This is a genomic window from Lipingzhangella halophila (assembly GCF_014203805.1).
Taxonomy (GTDB): Bacteria; Actinomycetota; Actinomycetes; order Streptosporangiales; family Streptosporangiaceae; genus Lipingzhangella; species Lipingzhangella halophila.
In genome coordinates, this window is sequence record NZ_JACHJT010000001.1 from 2,006,617 (window position 1) to 2,026,871 (window position 20,255).

Here is a 20,255-nt window from a genome sequence, read left to right on the forward strand (position 1 = left end):
CGCGGGTCGCGCTCATCCGCTATGGATGTTTGCGGCAGTGGATGTACGGAAACATCACGTTCTGCCCGCCATCGGTTCGAGGAGTGTCTCTCGAATGTGTGGCGGGCGTTACGCAACCGTACGGCCGCACTGTGGCGGCCGTTGGTCTAGACCTCCGGTTACTATGGGGCTGGACCATCACTTACTTGATCTACTCGCGAGTACGCCGATCACTCGTCGCCACGAGGATGTGAGCGTGGGGACCCGCCGGGCCCCACCATGCGACCGGTTCACGGTGATCGCCGGTGCTCGCCGCTGACGCAGCAGGGCCAATGTCGTCCCGGATGCGCTTTTCCGTGAAGCCAGACGTACGACGACAGGAGGGTAGATGCCTGCTCGCCAGGTACAGCGTTCAGTTCCTCAGCCGAACGCCGAGTCCACTCCCAAGGGCCTGTACGAGAGCGCCTACGAACACGACGCTTGCGGTGTGGGCTTCGTTGCCGACCTTTCCGGTCGTCGCAGCCACGAGATCGTCGAGAAGGCCCTCACTGTCCTGCGCAACCTCGACCACCGCGGCGCCTCCGGCGCCGACCCCGAGGACGGCGACGGCGCGGGCATCATGACCCAGGTTCCCGACGCCCTCTACCGCGAGGTCTGCGAGTTCGCACTGCCCGAGGCCGGCGGCTTCGCGGTCGGCATCGGGTTCCTGCCCGCCGGGGCCGCTGAGCGCGCGTCGGCCATCGAGCGCATCAACGCGATCGTCGCGGACGAGGGACTGACCGTGCTGGGCTGGCGCGACCTGCCCTACGAACCCAGCTACTGCGGTCCCGCCGCCCGCGAGGTCATGCCGTTCTTCGGCCAGTTGTTCATCGGCGGGCGCACCGGCACCGCCACCGAGGGGCTGACCGGCATCGACCTCGAACGCTACGCCTACTGCGTGCGCAAGCGCATCGAGCACGAGGTCGGGGTGTACTTCCCGAGCCTCTCGCCGCGCACCATCGCCTACAAGGGCATGCTCACCACCCCGCAGCTTGAGCCGTTCTTCCCCGACCTGTCGGACCGGCGCTACACCTCCGGGCTGGCACTCGTGCACTCGCGGTTCTCCACCAACACGTTCCCGTCCTGGCCGCTGGCCCACCCGTACCGCTACATCGCGCACAACGGGGAGATCAACACGGTCAAGGGCAACCGGAACATGATGCGGGCGCGCGAGGCCACCCTCGCGAGCGACCTGCTGCCGGGCGACCTCTCGCGGATCTTCCCGGTCCTCAACTCCGGCGACTCCGACACCGCGTCGTTCGACTCCGCGCTGGAGCTGCTGCACCTGGGCGGCCGCTCGCTGCCGCACGCGGTGCTGATGATGATCCCGGAGCCCTGGGAGAACCACACCGAGATGGACCCGCAGGTGCGGGCCTTCTACGAGTTCCACTCGATGCTCATGGAGCCATGGGACGGCCCCGCCTCCGTCTCCTTCACCGACGGCTCCCTGGTCGGCGCGGTGCTCGACCGCAACGGCCTGCGCCCCGGCCGCTACTGGGTCACCGACGACGGCCTGGTCGTGCTGGCCAGCGAGGCCGGCGTGCTGGACATCGACCCCGAACACATCGTGCGCAAGGGCCGGTTGCAGCCGGGCCGCATCTTCGTGGTCGACACCGAGCAGGGCCGCATCATCGAGGACGAGGAGATCAAGGCGGAGCTCGCGGCCGAGCACCCCTACGCCGAATGGCTTGAGCGCGGAATCGTCGAGCTCGGCGAGCTTCCGCCCGCCGAGCCCACGGATGTCGCCGACCTCGTGCACTCCCAGCAGGTGTTCGGCTACACCGAGGAGGAGCTGCGCATCATCCTCACGCCCATGGCCCGAACCGGCGCGGAGCCGATCGGGTCCATGGGTACCGATACTCCGGTCGCTGCGCTGTCCCACCGCTCACGGCAGTTGTTCGACTACTTCACCCAGGGCTTCGCCCAGGTCACCAACCCGCCGCTGGACGCCATCCGCGAGGAGCTGGTCACCAGCCTGCATACCGCCCTCGGTGCCGAGGAGAACGTGCTCTCCCCGGACCCCGAGGACTGCCGCCGCGTCGTGCTGCCCACTCCGGTGGTGGACGACGCCGAGCTGGCCCGGATCGCCGCCGCGGGCGGCCCCGGTGGCAACCCCGCGTTCCGGGTGTTCGTGGCCGACGGAACCTACCCGGTCGCCGGTGGGGGCGCGGCGCTCGCCCAGCGCCTGGACGAGGTCTGCTCCGAGGTCTCGGAGGCCATCGCGGGCGGCGCGCACATCATCGTGCTCAGTGACCGCTGCGACCGGGAGCGGGGCGCCGATCGGGCCCCCATCCCGTCGCTGCTGCTCACCGGCGCCGTGCACCACCACCTGGTGGGGGAGAAGACCCGCACCGAGGTCGGCCTTGTGGTCGAGGCCGGCGACGTCCGCGAGTGCCATCACGTCGCGCTGCTGCTCGGGTACGGGGCCTCGGCCGTCAACCCGTACCTGTCCCTGAGCACCGTCCGCGACCTGGTGCAGCGAGGCGTCATCGGTGGCATCGACGCCGAGAAAGCCGTGCGGAACACCGTCAAGGCGTTCGGCAAGGGCGTACTGAAGATCATGTCCAAGATGGGCGTCTCCACGGTGAGCTCCTACTCCGGCGCCCAGATCTTCGAGGCGATCGGCCTGGGCCGCGAGGTCGTGGACCGGTGCTTCACCGGGACCACGTCGGCCCTGGGCGGCGTCGGCTTCGACGTGCTGGCCGAGGAGGTCCGGATGCGGCACGCCACCGCGTTCGCCGCGAACCCGGCCGACCACCGCCGGCTCAACGTCGGCGGCGAGTACCAGTGGCGGCGCGAGGGCGAGCCGCACCTGTTCGGCCCCGAGACCGTCTTCAAGCTGCAGCACGCCTCACGGTCGCGCCGCTACGACATCTTCAAGGAGTACACCGCCAAGATCGACCAGCAGGCCGAGAACCTCATGACCCTGCGCGGGCTGTTCGGGCTCAAGGAGGGCGAGCGGCAGCCGGTCCCGATCGAGGAGGTCGAGCCGGTCTCGGAGATCGTCAAGCGCTTCTCCACCGGCGCGATGTCGTACGGCTCCATCTCGGCGGAGGCGCACGAGACCCTGGCCATCGCCATGAACCGGCTCGGCGGCAAGTCCAACACGGGTGAGGGCGGTGAGGACCCCGACCGGTTCACCCCGGACGACAACGGTGACCTGCGGCGCAGCGCCATCAAGCAGGTCGCGTCGGGGCGCTTCGGCGTGACGTCGCAGTACCTCACCAACTCCGACGACATCCAGATCAAGATGGCCCAGGGCGCCAAGCCCGGCGAGGGCGGGCAGCTGCCCGGCCACAAGGTCTACCCGTGGATCGCCGGCACCCGGCACTCCACGCCCGGTGTGGGCCTCATCTCGCCGCCGCCGCACCACGACATCTACTCCATCGAGGACCTCGCGCAGCTCATCCACGACCTGAAGAACGCCAACCCGCAGGCGCGGGTGCACGTCAAGCTGGTCGCGGAGGCCGGGGTGGGAACCGTGGCCGCCGGCGTCTCCAAGGCGCACGCCGATGTCGTGCTCATCTCCGGGCACGACGGCGGCACCGGTGCCTCCCCGCTGACCTCGCTGAAGCACGCCGGGACTCCGTGGGAGCTCGGTCTGGCCGAAACCCAGCAGACGCTGCTGCGCAACGGCCTGCGCGACCGCATCGTGGTGCAGACGGACGGCCAGATGAAGACCGGTCGCGACGTCATCGTGGCCGCGCTGCTCGGCGCCGAGGAGTTCGGGTTCGCCACCGCCCCGCTGGTGGTTTCCGGGTGCGTCATGATGCGGGTCTGCCACCTGGACACCTGCCCCGTGGGAGTGGCGACGCAGAACCCCGAGCTGCGCCAGCGCTACGACGGCAAGGCCGACTTCGTGGTGAACTTCTTCGAGTTCGTGGCCGAGGAGGTCCGCGAGTACCTGGCCGCGCTGGGCTTCCGCAGCCTCGACGAGGCGATCGGCGCGGTCGAGATGCTCGACACCGGCGGTGCCGTCGACCACTGGAAGGCGGCCGGGCTCGACCTCAGCCCGATCCTGACAGAGGTGCCGACCTGGTCCGGTGACCACCGCCACCAGGTGCGCGGTCAGGACCACGGCCTGGAGAAGGCGCTCGACAACACGCTCATCCAGTTGTGCGAGGGGGCGCTGGACTTCAGGGAGCCGCTGAAGCTGGACGTGCCCGTGCGCAACGTCAACCGGACGGTGGGGACCATGCTCGGGCACGAGGTCACCAAGCGCTTCGGCGCCGAGGGCCTGCCCGACAACACCATCGACATCTCCTTCACCGGCTCGGCGGGGCAGTCCTTCGGCGCGTTCGTTCCGAGCGGCATCACCATGCGCCTCACCGGTGAGGCCAACGACTACCTCGGCAAGGGCCTATCCGGCGGCCGGATCACCGTCCGCCCGCCGCGGGACGTGCCCTATGCGCCCGAGGAGCACATCATCGCCGGCAACGTCATCGCCTACGGGGCCACCTCGGGCGAGGTGTTCCTGCGCGGCATCGTCGGCGAGCGGTTCTGCGTCCGCAACTCCGGCGTCCTGGCCGTCGTCGAGGGCGTCGGCGACCACGGATGCGAGTACATGACCGGTGGGCGCGCGGTCATCCTCGGCGGCATCGGCCGGAACTTCGCCGCCGGCATGTCCGGCGGTATCGCCTACGTGCTCGACCTCGACACCGAGCGGGTGAACCACGAGATGGTCGACATCGACCCGCTCGACGAGGACGACCGCGCTTTCCTGGAGGACGTGCTGCGCCGGCACCACTCCGAGACCGGGTCGACCGTCGCCAAGCGGCTCCTCGCCGACTTCGAGGTGGCGGCGGAACGGTTCGGCAAGGTCATGCCGCGCGACTTCAAGCGCGTCCTGACCGCCCAGGCGGAAGCGGAACGCGAGGGGCGCGACGTCGGCGAGGCCATCATGGCCGCTGCCCAGTCCTAGAGCCCGGCGCCACAGAGAGGAGGGAGAGACAACCATGGCCGACCCGAAAGGGTTCCTGCGGATCACCGAGCGGGAGCTGCCCGCCAGCCGCCCCGTTGACGTCCGGATCAAGGACTGGAAGGAGGTCCAGCAGGAGTTCGACCGCGGCAAGGTCGTCGACCAGGCGTCGCGCTGCATGGACTGCGGCATCCCGTTCTGCCACAACGGCTGCCCGCTGGGGAACCTCATTCCCGAGTGGAACGACCTCGTCTACCGGCACGACTGGGGCGAGGCCATCGAGCGGCTGCACGCCACCAACAACTTCCCCGAGTTCACCGGGCGGCTCTGCCCCGCTCCGTGCGAGGCGGCGTGCGTGCTCGGCATCAACCAGCCGGCCGTGACCATCAAGAACGTCGAGGTCTCGATCATCGACCGCGCCTGGGAGGAGGGGTGGGTCCGCCCCCAGCCGCCCGACGTGCGCACCGGCAAGCGGGTCGCCGTCGTGGGCTCGGGCCCGGCCGGGCTGGCCGCCGCCCAGCAGCTCACCCGGGCGGGCCACGACGTCACCGTCTACGAGCGCGCCGACCGCATCGGCGGGCTGCTGCGCTACGGGATCCCCGAGTTCAAGATGGAGAAGCGGCACATCGACCGCCGCCTCGCCCAGATGAGCGCCGAGGGGACCACCTTCCGTGCCGGTGTCGACGTGGGCGTGGACATCACGGTCGAGCAGCTCCGCGCCGACCACGATGCCGTCCTGCTGGCCGGCGGCGCCACCGCCTGGCGCGAGCTGCCCGTCCAGGGCCGTGATCTCGACGGGATCCACCAGGCCATGGAGTACCTGCCGCTGGCCAACCAGGTCCAAGAGGGCGACATCACCACCTCGCCCATCTCCGCGGAGGGCAAGGACGTCATCGTCATCGGTGGCGGCGACACCGGCGCCGACTGCATCGGGACCGCGCACCGCCAGGGCGCGGCCTCGGTGACCCAGTTGGAGATCATGCCGAAGCCGCCCAAGGAGCGGTCCGAGAGCCAGCCCTGGCCGACCTACCCGACGGTCTACAAGGTCAGCAGCGCCCACGAGGAGGGCGGCGAGCGGCTGTTCTCGGTGAACACCGTGGAGTTCCTGGGTGACGACCAGGGCCGGGTGCGCGCGCTCAAGCTGGTCGACGTCGAACGCACCGACAAGGGCTTCGAACCCGTCGAAGGCAGCGAGCGCGAGGTCCCGGCCGGCCTCGTCACGCTGGCGATGGGGTTCGTCGGTCCGCAGAAGGAGGGCATGCTCGCCCAGCTCGGGGCCGAGCTGGACGGGCGCGGCAATGTCGTCCGCGACGACGAGTACGCGACCACGGTCGATGGTGTGTTCTGCGCGGGCGACATGGGCCGCGGGCAGTCGCTGATCGTGTGGGCGATCGCCGAGGGGCGCTCCGCCGCGGCCGGTGTCGACCGGTACCTCACCCAGCAGCCGAGCACCCTGCCCGCGGTCATCCCACCCACGGAACGGCCGCTCGTATAGGCAGTGTTGTTTGGCTCGCTGGCGCTCGCCGGTCCGCTGTCAGAGGTGCTGGTGACGAGCTGACTCAGCTCGTCACCAGCACCGCTTTTCTGGGCATATGTGATCATTGTCCAACAGAGTCGGATACGGGGTGATTACAATATGCGCAGCGGCCTTCTCCTGACAGTTCTGGACGAATAGCGTTGGGAGTATGGAATACCGGATTATTGGCGAAGCGGCAATGCTCGTGCACTTCGCCTTTGTCCTTTATGTGGCCTTTGGTGGGTTTTTCGCCTGGCGTTGGCCGCGAATGTTCTGGCCGCACCTGGTGATCGCGGCCTACGGCCTGGGGATCACCCTTGTCGGCTGGACCTGCCCCCTCACCTACATTGAGAACTGGGGCCGCGAGGGCGCTGGCCAGGCCGGACTGGAACAGGGATTCATCGACACCTATCTCGTCGGTGTGATCTATCCGCAGAGCTACCTGGTGCCGATCCAGTTCACCGCCGGGGTGGTCGTGGCCGTCTCCTGGGGCGGCCTACTTCTGCTCCTGTGGCGCAGATCGGTCCTGGCCGCGCAGGTTGAACGGGGTGACCCGGACGAACCCGAGGCGGAACCCCGGTCCTGAAGACCGTGCGCGCCGGCGCTCGCGGTGTACGCACGCAAATTGCCGGTACACGGCACGCCCAACCATTCTACCGTTGGGGCAGTTGGGCGTAGGTTTGTGGCATGACAACGAATAGCCCTGAAGCGCTCCACGCCGCAGAGCACTTCGTAATGCGGAACGCACGCCTGATCGACCGTCACCGCTTCGCTTTCCATTTCCAGAGCGGACCAGCCCACCCCATCCGCACGGTGCTCGACGCGTACCGCAACGTCGACGGGGGCTACGGCAACGGCCTCGAACCGGACCTGCGCGGACACGGCAGCCAGCCGGTCGCCGCCGAGGTCGCCCTGCGCTACCTGGACGAGATCGGAACCATGCCGACCCCGATCCTCGACGGGATCTGCACATACCTCACCAGCGTCTCCGACGACGACGGGGGCGTCCCCTGCGTCCTGCCGTCCGCCCGGCACACCGAGGCCGCTCCCTGGTGGCGCGAGTACTCCGACTTCAGCGGCGGGCTCAACCCCACTGCGGCGATCGCCGGCCTGCTGCACAAACACCACATCAGCCATCCCTGGCGGGACCATGCGACCGCGTTCTGCTGGTCCCGGGTGAGCTCGATGCGCTGGACCGACCCCTACGAGGCGATGGCAGTGTGCACCTTCCTGCAGCACGCCGCCAACCAACAGCGGGCCCGGCAGGAGATCGACCGGATCGCCCCCATGATCACCGCCGTCATCGAGTCCGACCCGGCCGCCACCGGGCACGTGCACAAACCCCTCGACCTCGTGACCAGCCCGGACCACATCGCTCGCCGGCTCTTCGCGGACTCCGAGATCGAGGAGCATCTCGACGCCCTCGAACAGGAGCAGCAGGACGACGGCGGGTGGCCGCTCAGCTGGCAGAACTGGACCGAGAGCACTACGCCGGAGTGGCGCGGCATCGTCACCCTGCGGCGCCTGCTGACCCTGCGCGCCCACGGCCGGCTGGGCACGCGCTCGGCCTCGCGCCCGCAGGTCCGCTGACCCCCTCGGCCGGCGGCCGCACCGGCGCCGACGATCATGCGTAAGGGCGACCCGAGCTGGGCAGCGGGCGAACGCGGGCCGATCCGGCCTACCGCGAGACGACCGACAAAGGAGGGAGCGAGATTCCCATGGCCGCCAACCTCAACGGACGCACCATCGCCTTCCTGGCCGCACCGGAAGGCACCGAGCAGATCGAGCTCACCGACCCCTGGTCGGCAGTGGAGAAGGCCGGCGCGGCACCGCGCCTCGTCTCAACCGCCAGCGGACGCATCCAGGGGTTCAACCACCTGGACAAGGGAGACACCTTCCCGGTGGACAGCACGGTCGACCAGGTCGGCGCCACGGAGTTCACCGGTCTTGTGCTTCCCGGCGGAGTGGCCAACCCCGACTTCCTGCGGACCCACGAGTCCGCCGTCGCCTTCGTCAAGGCGTTCTTCGACGCGGCCAAGCCCGTCGCCGCCATCTGCCACGCGCCGTGGACCCTCATCGAGGCCGGCGCCGTCCGCGAGCGGCAGTTGACCTCCTTCCCGAGCCTGGCCACCGACATCCGCAACGCCGGCGGTGACTGGGTCGACGAGCGCGTGGTCATCTGCGCGAACGGCCCGAACACGCTGATCACCAGCCGCAAGCCCGACGATCTTCCCGCGTTCGACGAGGCGATCCTGGAAGAGTTCGCACGCTAGCATCCCGGAGGTCGCCGAGTCGCAACCTGGTTTAGACCATTCACGGGTGAAAACGCTCTAGAGTGTTAAGCGTGACACGACGAGCGAAGATCGTCGCGACCCTGGGTCCGGCCACCGCGAGCGCGGAACGCATCAGCGCGCTCGTGGACGCCGGACTTGACGTGGCGCGACTTAACCTCAGCCATGGAACACACGAGGACCACAGTGCCAGCTTCGCCAACGTCCGCGCCGCCGCCGAGGAGCACGGCCGCAGCGTGGGCATCCTCGCCGACCTCCAGGGCCCGAAGATCCGCCTCGGCAGCTTCGCCGAAGGCCCCGTAGAACTCGTCCCCGGCGACGAGTTCACCGTAACCACCGACGACATCCTGGGCGACACCAAGCGGGTCTCCACGACCTACAAGGGCCTGCCCGGCGACGTCCGGCCCGGCGACCGCGTCCTCATCGACGACGGCAACGTCGTGCTGGAGTGCACCAAGACCACCAGCACGGAGGTGCACACCCGGGTCATCATCGGGGGATTCGTCTCCAACCACAAAGGGCTGAACCTCCCCGGCGTCGCCGTCAGCGTGCCGGCCCTGACCGCCAAGGACGAGGAGGACCTGCGCTGGGCCCTGCGGCAGGGCGTCGACATGGTCGCGCTGTCCTTCGTCCGCAGCCCGGCCGACGCCGACGAAGTGCACCGGATCATGGACGAGGTGGGGGTCACCGTTCCCCTGATCGCCAAGATCGAGAAACCGCAGGCCGTGGAGCGGCTGCACGACATCATCGAGGTCTTCGACGGCGTCATGGTCGCCCGCGGCGACCTCGGTGTGGAACTCCCACTGGAGAACGTGCCGATGGTGCAGAAACGCGCCATCGAACGCTGCCAGAACAAGGCCAAGCCGGTCATCGTCGCCACCCAGATGCTGGAGTCGATGATCAACTCGCCCCGGCCCACCCGCGCCGAGACGTCCGACGTCGCCAACGCCGTCCTCGACGGCGCTGACGCCGTCATGCTCTCCGGGGAGACCAGCGTCGGCGAGTTCCCGATCGACACCGTTCTGACCATGGCCCGCATCGTGGCCGCGGCGGAACAGGAGTCGCTGCGGGCCTCACACATGCTGAGCCGCATCCCCGAGACGACCGGGGGAGCCATCGCCCGCGCCGCCGCCGAGGTGGGAGCCACCATAGGCGCGAAGGCTCTGGTCGCGTTCACCATGTCCGGCGAGACCGCACGCCGGCTGGCCCGCTACCGCTCGCCCATCCCGCTCATGGCGTTCACCACGCACGAGAGCACCCGCGCACAGCTCAGCCTGAGCTGGGGAGTCGACCCGTACCGGGTGCCCTGGGTCGCCCACACCGACGAGATGGTCGGCCAGGTCGAGAGCGAGCTGCTCGAAATGGGCCTCTACCAGAAGGGCGACCGGGTGGTCATCGTCGCCGGAAGCCCGCCCGGAACCGCCGGTTCCACCAACTCCCTGCGGGTGCACCGCCTCGGCGACGCCATCGCGAACAAGTGAACCCCACCGGCGCGCACAGCGCCCGACGCACGGCCCTTACCCCGGGAGGCGCGACCCGCCGAACCCGGGGAAGGGCCTCCCGGGCCGCGGGCCGCCGCTGAGGCGGCACCCCGCCGTCAGTGCGGAACGCCGTTGGAGACACCGTTCTCGTAGGGAACGCGCTCCAGCGGCATGTCCCACGGCAACAGGTTCCACGGGCTCGCCGGATCGCTGGTGAGCAACCCCAGCGCCGCCCAGACCCGGTCCGAGCCGGCGTCCTCTGACCCGCCTCCCTGCCAGAGCAGGTAGCCGCCGTGGAACGCCTCGGCCAGCTGCTGCCAGCTCGCGTACCGGCGCTGCAGGTCCGAGGCGACCCGCCGCAGCAGGTTCTGGGTCTCCACGTGGCTCAGCCAGTCGAGCGTGGCGCCCCCGCAGGCCAGCCGGATCAGATGCACCGACTTCCACCACTGGTAGGCGCCGATGACCACGGTCTCGTCGGAGTCGTCGGCCCCCGTGACCTCGCGGATCCGGACCACCTGGTCCGGGGTGAGCAGCAGCCGCTCCTCGGGCCGCTCCCCGTCGGGGTCGCGCGAGCGCGCGACGCCGGTGCGCAGGTCCACGATGAGGTCGGCGGAGTGCCCGGCGCGCAGCTCAGCCCAGAGCCGGTCGATGATCTCCAGCAGGCTCGCCCGGTCGGTGATCCCCCACTCCGCCTCGAAGACCTTGCGGTAGCGCCGCCGCAACTGCGGGCGGACCACCTCGTCCCACGGCTCGGCCAGGGACACCCGGAACGGCGCGGCGGCGGCCGCGGCCCAGCGTTCGGTGGTCAGCGGACCGTCGGGATCCTTGGTGCGCACGGCGGGGGCCTCGCGCGCGCCGATCACCAGCTCGGCGAACGAACCGGCGGCGAGGGCGGCGATACACAACAACGACCATCCCGGCCACCCCGCGACGATGAGGACGGCGACCAGCAGCGCGAGCGGTGCCATCAGCCACGCCCGCCGGCGCCTCGACCCCCATGCCACGACGGCCCAGGCGCCGATCACCAGCGCCCCGATCACACCGGCCACCGCGGTGAGCACCCGCTACTCCCTTCGCAACGGGTCGCGACACTCTGGTCTTTGTGGTGCCGCTCAACCCGCAGCCTCCCGCATTCCAGGATCGGGGACTCGGAGCGTTCTTGGCGCCCGTACTAGCAGGTTGTGCCCAGGTTGTAGCCGTGATGTGATCGCCCATGCGGGTGGCAGGGTCACATTTCGCCGCAAAACCCCTATTCAGCACCATCGCGGCGGGGTAGATACAAATGTTTCGGTCCGGCGAATGTGTAGCGCTGCGTGACGCACGTGTACACCGAGAGGAACGAACCCGGCACCCAACTACCCCTGGGGCGAGGCCGCGCGGAGCGCTCCTCGTGGCGGAGCGGCCTCATCGCTTCGGTCCGACGAAGGTGTCGAGCCGCGCTACGGAATCGCGCTTGGCGATGGAGAGGTTGTTGGCGTTGGACATCCGCCACTCGATCCCCAGCTGGTCGAGGTAGCGCCCGAGAAGTCCGTGGATGTCGCGCGAGTTGTTGGAGAAGAAGTACCGGGGGTACTCGTACCACTTGTCCTTTCCGGCGACCGTGCGTTTGACCCGGTTGGTTATGCGGCACCCGTCGGAGTGCAGCAGCCCCCGGACGAAGCCCTCGGGATGGCGACCGACGATCTCGGTCTGCCACGGGACGAGCGCGATCGCGCGCGTGTGCTTCGCTCCTGGACCGTGCTGCGGGAAGAGGCAGGGCCAGTGCTTCGAGGTGGACTTCACCTCGGTGCAGCCGATCCGCTGGACGCGGAACACCGATGTCGGGAGGACTCGAGCCATGGATGCGTGGCACAGGTCCATGAGCCCCGGCCAGACGTCACCACAGACGATCGAGAGATAGTTAGCGCGACCCGAAGGTGAGATGTACCCGTCACCCAAGTACAGGCCCAGAAGGTACACGTACGCCTCTTCGGCGAGCTCTCCGTCGCCGCAGATTGGGCAGTACGACGCCGCGTCAATCCGGCCATTGCGTCTTCGTCCCTTGCGCCAGTGGCGGACCGACTGGATCGAGACACCGCATGCCTGGGCCACAGCGCGGTCAGTCCATCCTTGTGAGTGGAGGCGAAGGGCCTTGTCGACGATCTCGCGTGGATACATGCTCCGAGAATGAAGCATGTATCGAACCTGTGTTCGGTTATCCACAAGAGGAAATCGGGGTGCGGATCTGGCTGTGGGTCAGATGGTCAGAAAGGGGGGAATCCCACTTGAAAGGTGTGGTGCCGGAAGTGGGACTCGAACCCACACGCCTTTACAGGCCACGGTTTTTGAGACCGCTATGTCTACCGATTCCATCATTCCGGCATAACCTGGACATTCAGTGCGTTGCGCGTCTGTCCAGGTTGCGGCGCTGACTTGGCTCCGATGGGCCAGCCGACGTCCCGGAGTCTACACGTTCTCGATACCCTCGTGTTCGTGACGACGACGCAGAGCCGCGTGGTGATCGCGGAAGACGAGGCCCTGATCCGGCTGGACCTCAAGGAGATGCTTGAGGAGGACGGCTATGCCGTCGTGGGGGAGGCGGGTGATGGTGAGGCGGCGATACGCCATGCCCGGGAGAACAAGCCGGACCTTGTCATCCTCGACATCAAGATGCCGGTCCTCGATGGCCTCACCGCCGCCGAGAGGATCGCCGAGGAGCGGATCGCTCCCGTGGTAATCCTTACCGCGTTCTCCCAGCGTGACCTGGTGGAGCGCGCGCGGGACGCGGGGGCGATGGCGTACCTGATCAAACCGTTCAGCAAGTCCGACCTGGTGCCGGCGATCGAGATGGCGGTCAGCCGCTACGCCGAGCTGACGGCGCTGGAGGCCGAGGTCAGCGGGCTGCGCGAGCGGTTGGACACCCGGAAGCTGGTCGAGCGGGCCAAGGGTCTGCTGCAGAGCAGGCACGGGCTCAGCGAGCCCGAGGCGTTCCGCTGGATCCAGAAGAACTCCATGGACCGCAGGCTCACGATGCGCAAGGTCGCCGAAACCGTCATCGAGACGCTTGGCGAGCAGCAGGAGTAGCCGGCGACCGCATGGCGCGGTGCGAGCCGTGCCGCCGTGGACGCATCCCCCGTTCGAGACCCCGTCACGCTGTGGCGGGGTCTCGTGCGTTACCGGAGAAACCACAGGTCATCGGCGATCGCGTGCGACGCACTTTGATCACGATTACCTACGAAGCCATGACGTTTGGGCAACGTGGACTAAGCCAAGCTGAACAACTCGGGTAAATCCGGCTAAACTCACGCTACCCATTCAGTGATTGACCGGCGCGTGGCACACTCGCCAGCGCCGCAACCTCAATTGCGCAAGGAGCGCGCGTGAGCAGACGCCTCGTGACCGTGCTGCTCGCTGTGATCGCCGCGATCCTGGTAATCCCGGGTTACGCGGCCGCAGACGATCAGGGCGGTGAGACGCTCAGCGGTCAGATCAGCGATCCCGGGTCCTCCGACGGTGGTGTCGAAGGAATCGACATCACGGTCACGGACGACGCCGGGGACGAGATCGGAACCGCGACCACGGACACCGAGGGCGCCTGGGAGGTCGACTTACCGGAGCCGGGAACCTATACCGTGGTTCTCGACGAGGACACCATCCCCGACGACCTCGAAGGTTATGAGATCGCCCCCGGGGCCGAGCAAGAGAAGAGTGTCCGCGAGGGCCAGGATCAGGTGACCCTTTTCCGGTTCATCGAGCCCGAGGAGCCCGCGGGAGACTCGGAGGACTCGGACCAGGACGAGGACGAGCTCGCCGAGGAGGAGGAAGCGGCGGAAGAGGGCGCTGAAGCGCCCGACGTGGACGAATCGGCCCCCTTCTCCCACCAGGTTGCCCAGGTCGCGACGAACGGCTTGGTGTACGGCCTGGTGATCGCGATCGCCTCGGTCGGGCTGTCCCTGATCTTCGGCACCACCCGGATGATCAACTTCGCGCATGGCGACATGGTCACCTTCGGCGCGCTAATGGCGATGCTGTTCAGCACCGGCGCCGGTGGCCTCGGAAACTCGATCCTGGGGCTGCTCGTCGCGGTCGCTCTCGCGATCGGGATCGGGCTGGTGCTGCGTAACCGGGTTCCCCCGGGAGTCCGCCTTGCCGTGCAGAGCGGGCTCCTTGTCCTCGGGATAGTCGGCGCCACCCTCGTGGGCATATTCGGCGGCGAGGCCACCGAGTGGCGGGTCTCGCTGCTCGGGAACCCCGGGCTGGGGTCACAGGCTCTCGACATCGCGGCCATCGTGCTTGTGCCGGTGGCGGTCGCCGCCGCGGCCCTGGCCGCCGGACGGTTGCTGCGGGGACGCGTTTCCCCGGACCTGGTCCTTCCGCTGCAAGGCGTGGTGCTGCTCGTTGGGCTGGCGGCCGGGGTCTGGCTGGGGGCCGTCGGTGCGGCGCTCATCGCCGTGGTCCTTGGCGCCGCGCTGGCCGCCGGTATGGAGCGCTACATCTGGCAGCCGCTGCGCCTGCGCAACGTTGTGATGATCCAACTGTTCATCGTCTCGATCGGTGTCGCGTTGCTGCTGCGGCACGTGCTGCTGGTGCTGTTCGGCGGTAGCCGAATGAGCTACCCGGAGTACCAGGTCCAGGACATGGTGGGCCTGGGGCCGATAGCGCTGGCGCCGCGTTCCCTCGGCATCATGGCGATCGCGGTGCTGGTGCTCGTGGCGGTGGCCTGCATGCTCCAGTTCACCAGGGTCGGCAAGGCGATGCGGGCGGTATCCGACAACCGCGACCTCGCCGAGTCGTCGGGGATCGACGTCGCCCGGATCACGCTCTATGTGTGGACCCTCGGCGGGGGCCTTTCGGCCCTCGGCGGGATACTGGCGGGCGTCCATCAGATCGTGCACTGGCAGATGGGTTTCCATCTGCTTCTCCTCATGTTCGCGGCCGTGATCCTGGGCGGTCTCGGCACGGCCTACGGCGCCATGGTGGGCGGTATCGCGATCGGCATGGTCGCGATGATGTCCACGCTGTGGTTCCCGCACCAGCTAATGCAGGCGTGGGCGTTGGCGATCATGATCATCATGTTGCTGGTTCGGCCCCAGGGTCTGCTGGGTCGGCGCGAGCGGATCGGTTAGGGGCGGCACGATGGACTTTCTCAGCATCCTGACCACGTCAGTGACCTCGGCGATCGGCCCGGTCGCGGCGATCTACGCGCTGGCCATCATCGGCCTGAACATGCACTTCGGTTACACCGGGCTGCTGAACTTCGGCCAGGTCGGATTCATGCTTGTGGGGGCCTACGGGGTGGCGATCTCCGTGGGCACGTACGGACTGCCCCTGAGTGTGGGCGTCGGGGCCGGCATCCTCTCGGGGATCGTGCTCGCCCTGCTGATGGGGATCCCCACCCTGCGACTGCGAGCGGACTACCTGGCGATCGCGACGATCGCGGCCGCCGAGGGGCTGCGCTTTGTCTACCGGGCGCCCTTCGCGCGGGATGTCACGGGTGGCGTCTTCGGCCGGCAGAACCTCAGCGACGGCTTCCGGGAGCTGAACCCCTTCCCGCCGGGGCGCTACGGCATCGGCGACATCACCTTCTCCAGCTCGCACCTGTGGACCATGCTGGTGACGTGGGCGCTGGTACTCATTGGCAGCCTGATCATGTGGTCGCTCATGCACAGTCCATGGGGGCGGGTGATCAAGGGGATCCGCGAGGACGAGGACGCGGTCCGCAGCCTCGGCAAGAACGTGTTCGCCTATAAGCTGCAGAGCCTGGTTGTCGGCGGTGTCTTCGGCGCGATGGCCGGCGTGATGATCACCCTGCACCAGGCGTCGGTCACACCCGACCAGTTCCGGCCGCAGGTGACGTTCTACCTGTGGGCGATGCTGCTGCTGGGTGGAGCGGGACGCACGTTGGGGCCGATCATCGGTTCGGTGGTGATGTGGTTCCTGTTGACCTTCACCGACGAGACGATGCGGGCTCTGGATCAGATGGGGCTGCTTCCGTTCGTCTCCGGAGGCCAGTTGGGAGCGGTGCGGCATGCGCTGGTCGGACTCATCCTGGTGCTGCTGATCATCTATCGACCACAAGGAGTCGTCGGCGACCGCAGGGAGATGTTGGTCAATGTCAAGTGAGCAAACCATCGCCGAGGTGTCGGCAGAGCCCGGCGCGGCCAAGCCCGATCCCATCCTGGTCGCGGACGGTCCCCGGCGTTCCTTCGGCGGTCTGACCGCCGTGGACGTGGATCATCTGCAGGTCCAGCGAGGCACCATCACCGCCCTGATCGGCCCCAACGGGGCCGGTAAGTCCACGTTGTTCAACGTGCTCACCGGTTTCGACCGGGCGGACAGCGGTTCCTGGGCGTTCGAGGGCGGCCGGATCAACGGCCTGCCCGGGCACCAGGTCGCCCAGCGTGGCATGGTCCGCACGTTCCAGTTGACCAAGGCTCTGACCCGGCTGACCGTGTTGGAGAACATGCTGTTGGCCGCCCCGGGACAGAGCGGGGAGCGGTTCCTTGGGTCCTTTCTGCGCTGGCGTTGGGCCCGGCAGGAGGACAGCAACCGGGAGCGGGCCGAGTCCCTGCTGGAGCGGTTCCGGCTGGCCCACATGCGGGACGAGACCGCCGGAAGCCTCTCCGGCGGGCAGCGCAAGCTGCTGGAAATGGCCCGCGCCCTGATGGTGCGGCCGTCCATGGTGATGCTGGACGAGCCCATGGCCGGGGTGAACCCGGTTCTCGTTGAGTCCCTGCTGGAGCACATCTCCGCTCTGCGGGACGAAGGAACCACCGTGCTCTTCGTCGAGCACGACATGGACGTCATCATGGGCATCAGCGACTGGATCGTGGTCATGGCCGAGGGGCGGGTGATCGCTGAGGGGCGTCCGGACGACATCCGCTCCAACCAGGTCGTGATCGACGCCTACCTGGGAGCCCAACACGACGAGCCCCCGCAGGGCGTCGAGAGCGGCGCTGCCGAGGGCATCGAGGAGGCGCGATGAGCACTGACGACAACGCACCGGGAACCTCGCCCGGCGCCTCCGCCGGGGAACCCGGCATTGCGGGCGAGGCCCAGGACACCCAAGCGGAGGTGGCGGGCCACTCGCAGAGCGGCGCGGTGGATCGTCCGTACAGCGAGTACTTGTTGGTCGCGGACAATGTCGTCGCGGGCTACGTGCCCGAGGTCAACATCCTCACCGGGTGCTGCCTCACCCTTGGCGATGGGGAGATCGTCGCCGTCATCGGCCCCAACGGCGCCGGTAAGTCGACCCTGATCAAGACCATCTTCGGGCTGATTCCCGTGCGTTCCGGCGCGGTGGCGCTGCGCGGTACGAGTATCACAGGGCTGGCCGCACACGAGCTGGTGGAGCACGGGGTTGGCTACGTGCCCCAGTCCCAGAACATCTTCCCGTCGCTGACGATCGAAGAGAACCTCGAAATGGGGGCGTTCCTGCGGCCGGAGCTTGTCAAGAGTCGGTTCGACGTGGTCGCCGGGTTGTTTCCGCTCCTGGGCGACCGGCGCAAGGCCAAGGCGGGCTCCCTGTCCGGGGGCGAGCGCCAGATGGTGGCCATGGGGCGCGCCCTGATGATGGACCCCAGCGTGCTGCTTCTGGACGAGCCCACCGCCGGGTTGTCGCCGCTGTACCAGGACGAGGTGTTCCAGCGGGTTCGGGAGATCAACTCGATCGGCGTGTCCATCATCATGGTCGAGCAGAACGCCCGCCGGTGCCTGCAGATCGCTGACCGCGGCTACGTGCTGGACCAGGGCCACAACGCCTACACGGGCACGGGAGAGGGACTGCTGCAGGACCCGAACGTGGTCGAGCTGTATCTCGGGACCCTGGCCAAAACCTGAAGCGTTCGGCTAACGAACGCGATCGCCGGGCGGTGCCGAGCACCGCCCGGCTTCGTATTGCCCCCATTCGTATTGCCGCCAGCGGCCATCAGCGCACATAGAGCGGGCGGTGCGGCCAGTTGGCCGCACCGCCCGCTGTGCTGCGCGTTCCACGGTGGGCGGGGTGTCCCCGCCCACCTGTGGTGGGTTACTCGGCGGAGGAGTCCACGTACTCGTCTACGCCGTGTTCCCCGGTTTCCTCGTCGAACTTGAACAGACCGATCGAGGCCACGGTCGGGTCACCGTTGTCGTCCCAGGCGATGGGACCGCTGGCGCCCTGGTAGTCGATGTCCTCACCGTCGGCGATCAGGTCCCGGCACTCGGCGAAGTCGGCGCACTCGGTTCCGTTCTGGGTCACCTCGGTCATCGAGTCCACGTACTCGGTGGGGTCGGTGCTCCCGGCTTGTTCGGCGGCCAGTGCCGTCGCGACCACGCAGTCGTAGACCTGCGGTGCGAACTGGAAGACGTCCAGGTCCGGGTCGTGCTCTTGGAGCCGGTCCTGGAACTCCTGGTTGTCGGCGGAGGGCGCGGCGGCGGTCATGCCGGCCACGACCTCCGGGTTGTCCTCGTCGATGCTCGCCCCGATCTCGGGGTCGTTCATGCCGTCGGTGACGTAGAGGTCCTCGGCCGAGACGCCCGCCTCCAGCAGGTCTCCGAGTAGCTGCGTGCCTTCCTCGAAGGCGACGACAACGTAGGCGTCGGCGTCCGACTCCTCCAGGTCGCCCGCGATCGAGCTGAAGTCGGTGGTCTCCGGGTCGTAGCCCTCACTGGCCTCCACCTCGACGCCCGCGGCCTCGGCGGTCTCCACGAGCGCTTCGCTGTAGCCGTCGCCGTAGCCGTCGGCGCGGTTGGCCACGGCGATGCTTGTGTGCCCGTCGTTGACGATGCGCTCGCCGAGGACCGGAGCGGAGAGCAGGTCGCTGGGGGCGGTGCGGTAGTAGAAGCCGTCGTCCTCGATATCGGTGAGGTCGGGGTCGGTGTTCGAGCCCGAGCACTGCACGATCCCGGCACCGGTGACGGTGTCGTAGATGGCGTGGGTCATGCCGGAGGCGGCGGCCCCGAGCACCATGTTGACGTCCTGGTCCACCAGGCGGTTGGCGGCCTCGTTGGCCTGGGCGGCGTCGTTGGCCTCGTCGCCGGCTTCCATCTCGGGAACGTCGGTGTCCATGACACCGCCGGCCTCGTTGATGTCAGCTATCGCCATCTCCGCCGCACTGATCTGCGGCGGACCAAGGAATGCCAGGTCGCCGGTCTCCGGGAGCACGTAGCCGATCTGGAACTCCTCGTCACCGCCTCCTCCCGAGGAACAGGCCGTGAGCCCGAGGGATAGGGCGGAGGCCATAGCGAGGAGGCTGAGCGCCTTCTTGCGTGCCATCGCGGTGTCTCCATTTCACTTGGCGTCGGGATGCCCCTGTGCACCATGGACGCCGCGACCTGGGCATTGTGTCGCGGATGACAAAGGTGCGGTCTAAGCAAAACCTAAGCGGAGCTTAAAGCCGCAGCAGTGTGTAGCGGAAGATGGTTCGCTCGGTCGGTGCGGAGTCGGATTCGGCCCGTTACCTTCTCGTAGCGATTTCCTCAGCTTAATTCCCAGTTCACACGGGTGACAGCCAACGATGGCGCCGTGCCCTCCAGTCGTAGCGGGGGACTTTGGATTGGTTACTGAGCGTCACGAATCATGCAGGTGAGCCGCGCGGTGCAGACGCGCCGCCCCTCGTCGTCGGTGATCACGATGTCCCAGGTGGCCAGGGACCGCCCCAGGTGCACCGCGGTGGCCTCTCCGGTGATGTGGCCCTTCTCGGCGGCGCGGTGGTGCGCGGCGCTGATCTCGATTCCCAGGGCGATACGGCCCTCGCCGGCGTGCAGCCCCGAGCCCACCGAGCCCAGCGTCTCGGCGAGCACGCACGACGCGCCGCCGTGGAGCAGGCCGAAGGGCTGCGTGTTGCCCGCAACGGGGATCCGGCCGACGACGCGATCCGCCGAGGCTTCCAGGAGTTCCAGGCCCATGCCCTCCCCGAGGTGGCCTCCGGCGTTCTCGTCGCCGAGCAACTTGGTCAGCCTTTCGGAGTCCACCGTCATCTCACATCTTTCTTCTCGTCTGGTCGAAATCCCCGCGGGCACGGGCCTCGCGGGGCGGGGTTCCCCCCGGGGCACCGGCGCTGGCCGAGGGGAGT

At 68.2% G+C, this 20,255-nt stretch carries 15 protein-coding genes and 1 tRNA gene; 11 read left to right on the forward strand and 5 right to left on the reverse strand.

The window, feature by feature from the left end; genetic code table 11:
• The first annotated feature begins 367 nt into the window (after positions 1-367).
• From gltB to pyk, 6 genes are all read left to right on the forward strand, one after another.
• Complete coding sequence (gene gltB / locus F4561_RS09080) at positions 368-4,939, forward strand: glutamate synthase large subunit (RefSeq protein ID WP_184576629.1); 4,572 nt, start codon at positions 368-370, stop codon at positions 4,937-4,939.
• A 34-nt stretch (positions 4,940-4,973) separates the two neighbouring features.
• Positions 4,974-6,431: a glutamate synthase subunit beta gene (locus F4561_RS09085; RefSeq protein ID WP_184576631.1), complete on the forward strand. Its 1,458-nt coding sequence runs from the start codon at positions 4,974-4,976 to the stop codon at positions 6,429-6,431.
• 190 nt (positions 6,432-6,621) lie between these two features.
• Positions 6,622-7,038: a DUF2784 domain-containing protein gene (locus tag F4561_RS09090; protein WP_184576633.1), complete on the forward strand. Its 417-nt coding sequence runs from the start codon at positions 6,622-6,624 to the stop codon at positions 7,036-7,038.
• Between the two features lie 101 nt (positions 7,039-7,139).
• Entirely contained in the window at positions 7,140-8,042 is a 903-nt protein-coding gene (locus F4561_RS09095; RefSeq protein WP_184576635.1) for a prenyltransferase, read from the forward strand.
• Positions 8,043-8,170: 128 nt separating this feature from the next.
• Positions 8,171-8,725, forward strand: coding sequence for a type 1 glutamine amidotransferase domain-containing protein (locus F4561_RS09100; protein WP_184576637.1), 555 nt, complete (start codon positions 8,171-8,173; stop codon positions 8,723-8,725).
• Positions 8,726-8,796: 71 nt separating this feature from the next.
• The gene (gene pyk, locus F4561_RS09105; RefSeq protein ID WP_184576639.1) at positions 8,797-10,224 is read left to right on the forward strand and encodes a pyruvate kinase; all 1,428 of its coding nucleotides are present in this window, start codon (positions 8,797-8,799) and stop codon (positions 10,222-10,224) included.
• Between the two features lie 116 nt (positions 10,225-10,340).
• Here the strand turns inward: pyk and F4561_RS09110 are convergent, their stop codons facing one another.
• From F4561_RS09110 to F4561_RS09120, 3 genes are all read right to left on the reverse strand, one after another.
• Positions 10,341-11,285, reverse strand: coding sequence for a DUF1266 domain-containing protein (locus F4561_RS09110; RefSeq protein WP_184576640.1), 945 nt, complete (start codon positions 11,283-11,285; stop codon positions 10,341-10,343).
• Between the two features lie 343 nt (positions 11,286-11,628).
• Entirely contained in the window at positions 11,629-12,381 is a 753-nt protein-coding gene (locus tag F4561_RS09115; RefSeq protein WP_184576642.1) for a helix-turn-helix domain-containing protein, read from the reverse strand.
• A gap of 117 nt (positions 12,382-12,498) precedes the next feature.
• Positions 12,499-12,585: transfer RNA gene (locus F4561_RS09120), tRNA-Leu, on the reverse strand.
• Positions 12,586-12,717: 132 nt separating this feature from the next.
• Between F4561_RS09120 and F4561_RS09125 the strand changes: the two genes are divergently transcribed.
• The 5 genes from F4561_RS09125 to F4561_RS09145 all read left to right on the forward strand — a co-directional run bounded on the left by F4561_RS09125 (position 12,718) and on the right by F4561_RS09145 (position 18,042).
• Positions 12,718-13,287, forward strand: a complete 570-nt coding sequence (locus F4561_RS09125) for an ANTAR domain-containing response regulator (protein ID WP_184583400.1) — start codon at positions 12,718-12,720, stop codon at positions 13,285-13,287.
• Positions 13,288-13,583: 296 nt separating this feature from the next.
• Entirely contained in the window at positions 13,584-15,329 is a 1,746-nt protein-coding gene (locus F4561_RS09130; protein ID WP_312885196.1) for an ABC transporter permease subunit, read from the forward strand.
• 10 nt (positions 15,330-15,339) lie between these two features.
• Entirely contained in the window at positions 15,340-16,326 is a 987-nt protein-coding gene (locus F4561_RS09135) for a branched-chain amino acid ABC transporter permease (RefSeq protein ID WP_184576644.1), read from the forward strand.
• Complete coding sequence (locus tag F4561_RS09140) at positions 16,316-17,188, forward strand: ABC transporter ATP-binding protein (protein WP_184576646.1); 873 nt, start codon at positions 16,316-16,318, stop codon at positions 17,186-17,188. The genes F4561_RS09135 and F4561_RS09140 overlap by 11 nt, the downstream gene beginning before the upstream one ends.
• A complete protein-coding gene (locus tag F4561_RS09145; RefSeq protein WP_184576648.1) occupies positions 17,185-18,042 on the forward strand; it encodes an ABC transporter ATP-binding protein in 858 nt (285 codons plus the stop codon). Before F4561_RS09140 ends, F4561_RS09145 begins: the two co-directional genes overlap by 4 nt.
• Positions 18,043-18,229: 187 nt before the next feature.
• Here F4561_RS09145 and F4561_RS09150 read toward each other — a convergent pair whose 3' ends face one another.
• Positions 18,230-19,456, reverse strand: coding sequence for an ABC transporter substrate-binding protein (locus tag F4561_RS09150; protein ID WP_184576650.1), 1,227 nt, complete (start codon positions 19,454-19,456; stop codon positions 18,230-18,232).
• Positions 19,457-19,740: 284 nt separating this feature from the next.
• Positions 19,741-20,160: a PaaI family thioesterase gene (locus F4561_RS09155; protein WP_184576652.1), complete on the reverse strand. Its 420-nt coding sequence runs from the start codon at positions 20,158-20,160 to the stop codon at positions 19,741-19,743.
• Positions 20,161-20,255 lie beyond the last annotated feature (95 nt).

Excerpts from the sequence above, each read along its gene's own strand:
- gltB (WP_184576629.1), top strand. The coding sequence starts at position 368 with ATGCCTGCTCGCCAGGTACAGCGTTCAGTTCCTCAGCCGAACGCCGAG.
- F4561_RS09085 (WP_184576631.1), top strand. The coding sequence starts at position 4,974 with ATGGCCGACCCGAAAGGGTTCCTGCGGATCACCGAGCGGGAGCTGCCC.
- F4561_RS09090 (WP_184576633.1), top strand. The coding sequence starts at position 6,622 with ATGGAATACCGGATTATTGGCGAAGCGGCAATGCTCGTGCACTTCGCC.
- F4561_RS09095 (WP_184576635.1), top strand. The coding sequence starts at position 7,140 with ATGACAACGAATAGCCCTGAAGCGCTCCACGCCGCAGAGCACTTCGTA.
- F4561_RS09100 (WP_184576637.1), top strand. The coding sequence starts at position 8,171 with ATGGCCGCCAACCTCAACGGACGCACCATCGCCTTCCTGGCCGCACCG.
- F4561_RS09115 (WP_184576642.1), bottom strand. The coding sequence starts at position 12,381 with ATGTATCCACGCGAGATCGTCGACAAGGCCCTTCGCCTCCACTCACAA.
- F4561_RS09135 (WP_184576644.1), top strand. The coding sequence starts at position 15,340 with ATGGACTTTCTCAGCATCCTGACCACGTCAGTGACCTCGGCGATCGGC.
- F4561_RS09140 (WP_184576646.1), top strand. The coding sequence starts at position 16,316 with ATGTCAAGTGAGCAAACCATCGCCGAGGTGTCGGCAGAGCCCGGCGCG.
- F4561_RS09145 (WP_184576648.1), top strand. The coding sequence starts at position 17,185 with ATGAGCACTGACGACAACGCACCGGGAACCTCGCCCGGCGCCTCCGCC.
- F4561_RS09150 (WP_184576650.1), bottom strand. The coding sequence starts at position 19,456 with ATGGCACGCAAGAAGGCGCTCAGCCTCCTCGCTATGGCCTCCGCCCTA.
- F4561_RS09155 (WP_184576652.1), bottom strand. The coding sequence starts at position 20,160 with ATGACGGTGGACTCCGAAAGGCTGACCAAGTTGCTCGGCGACGAGAAC.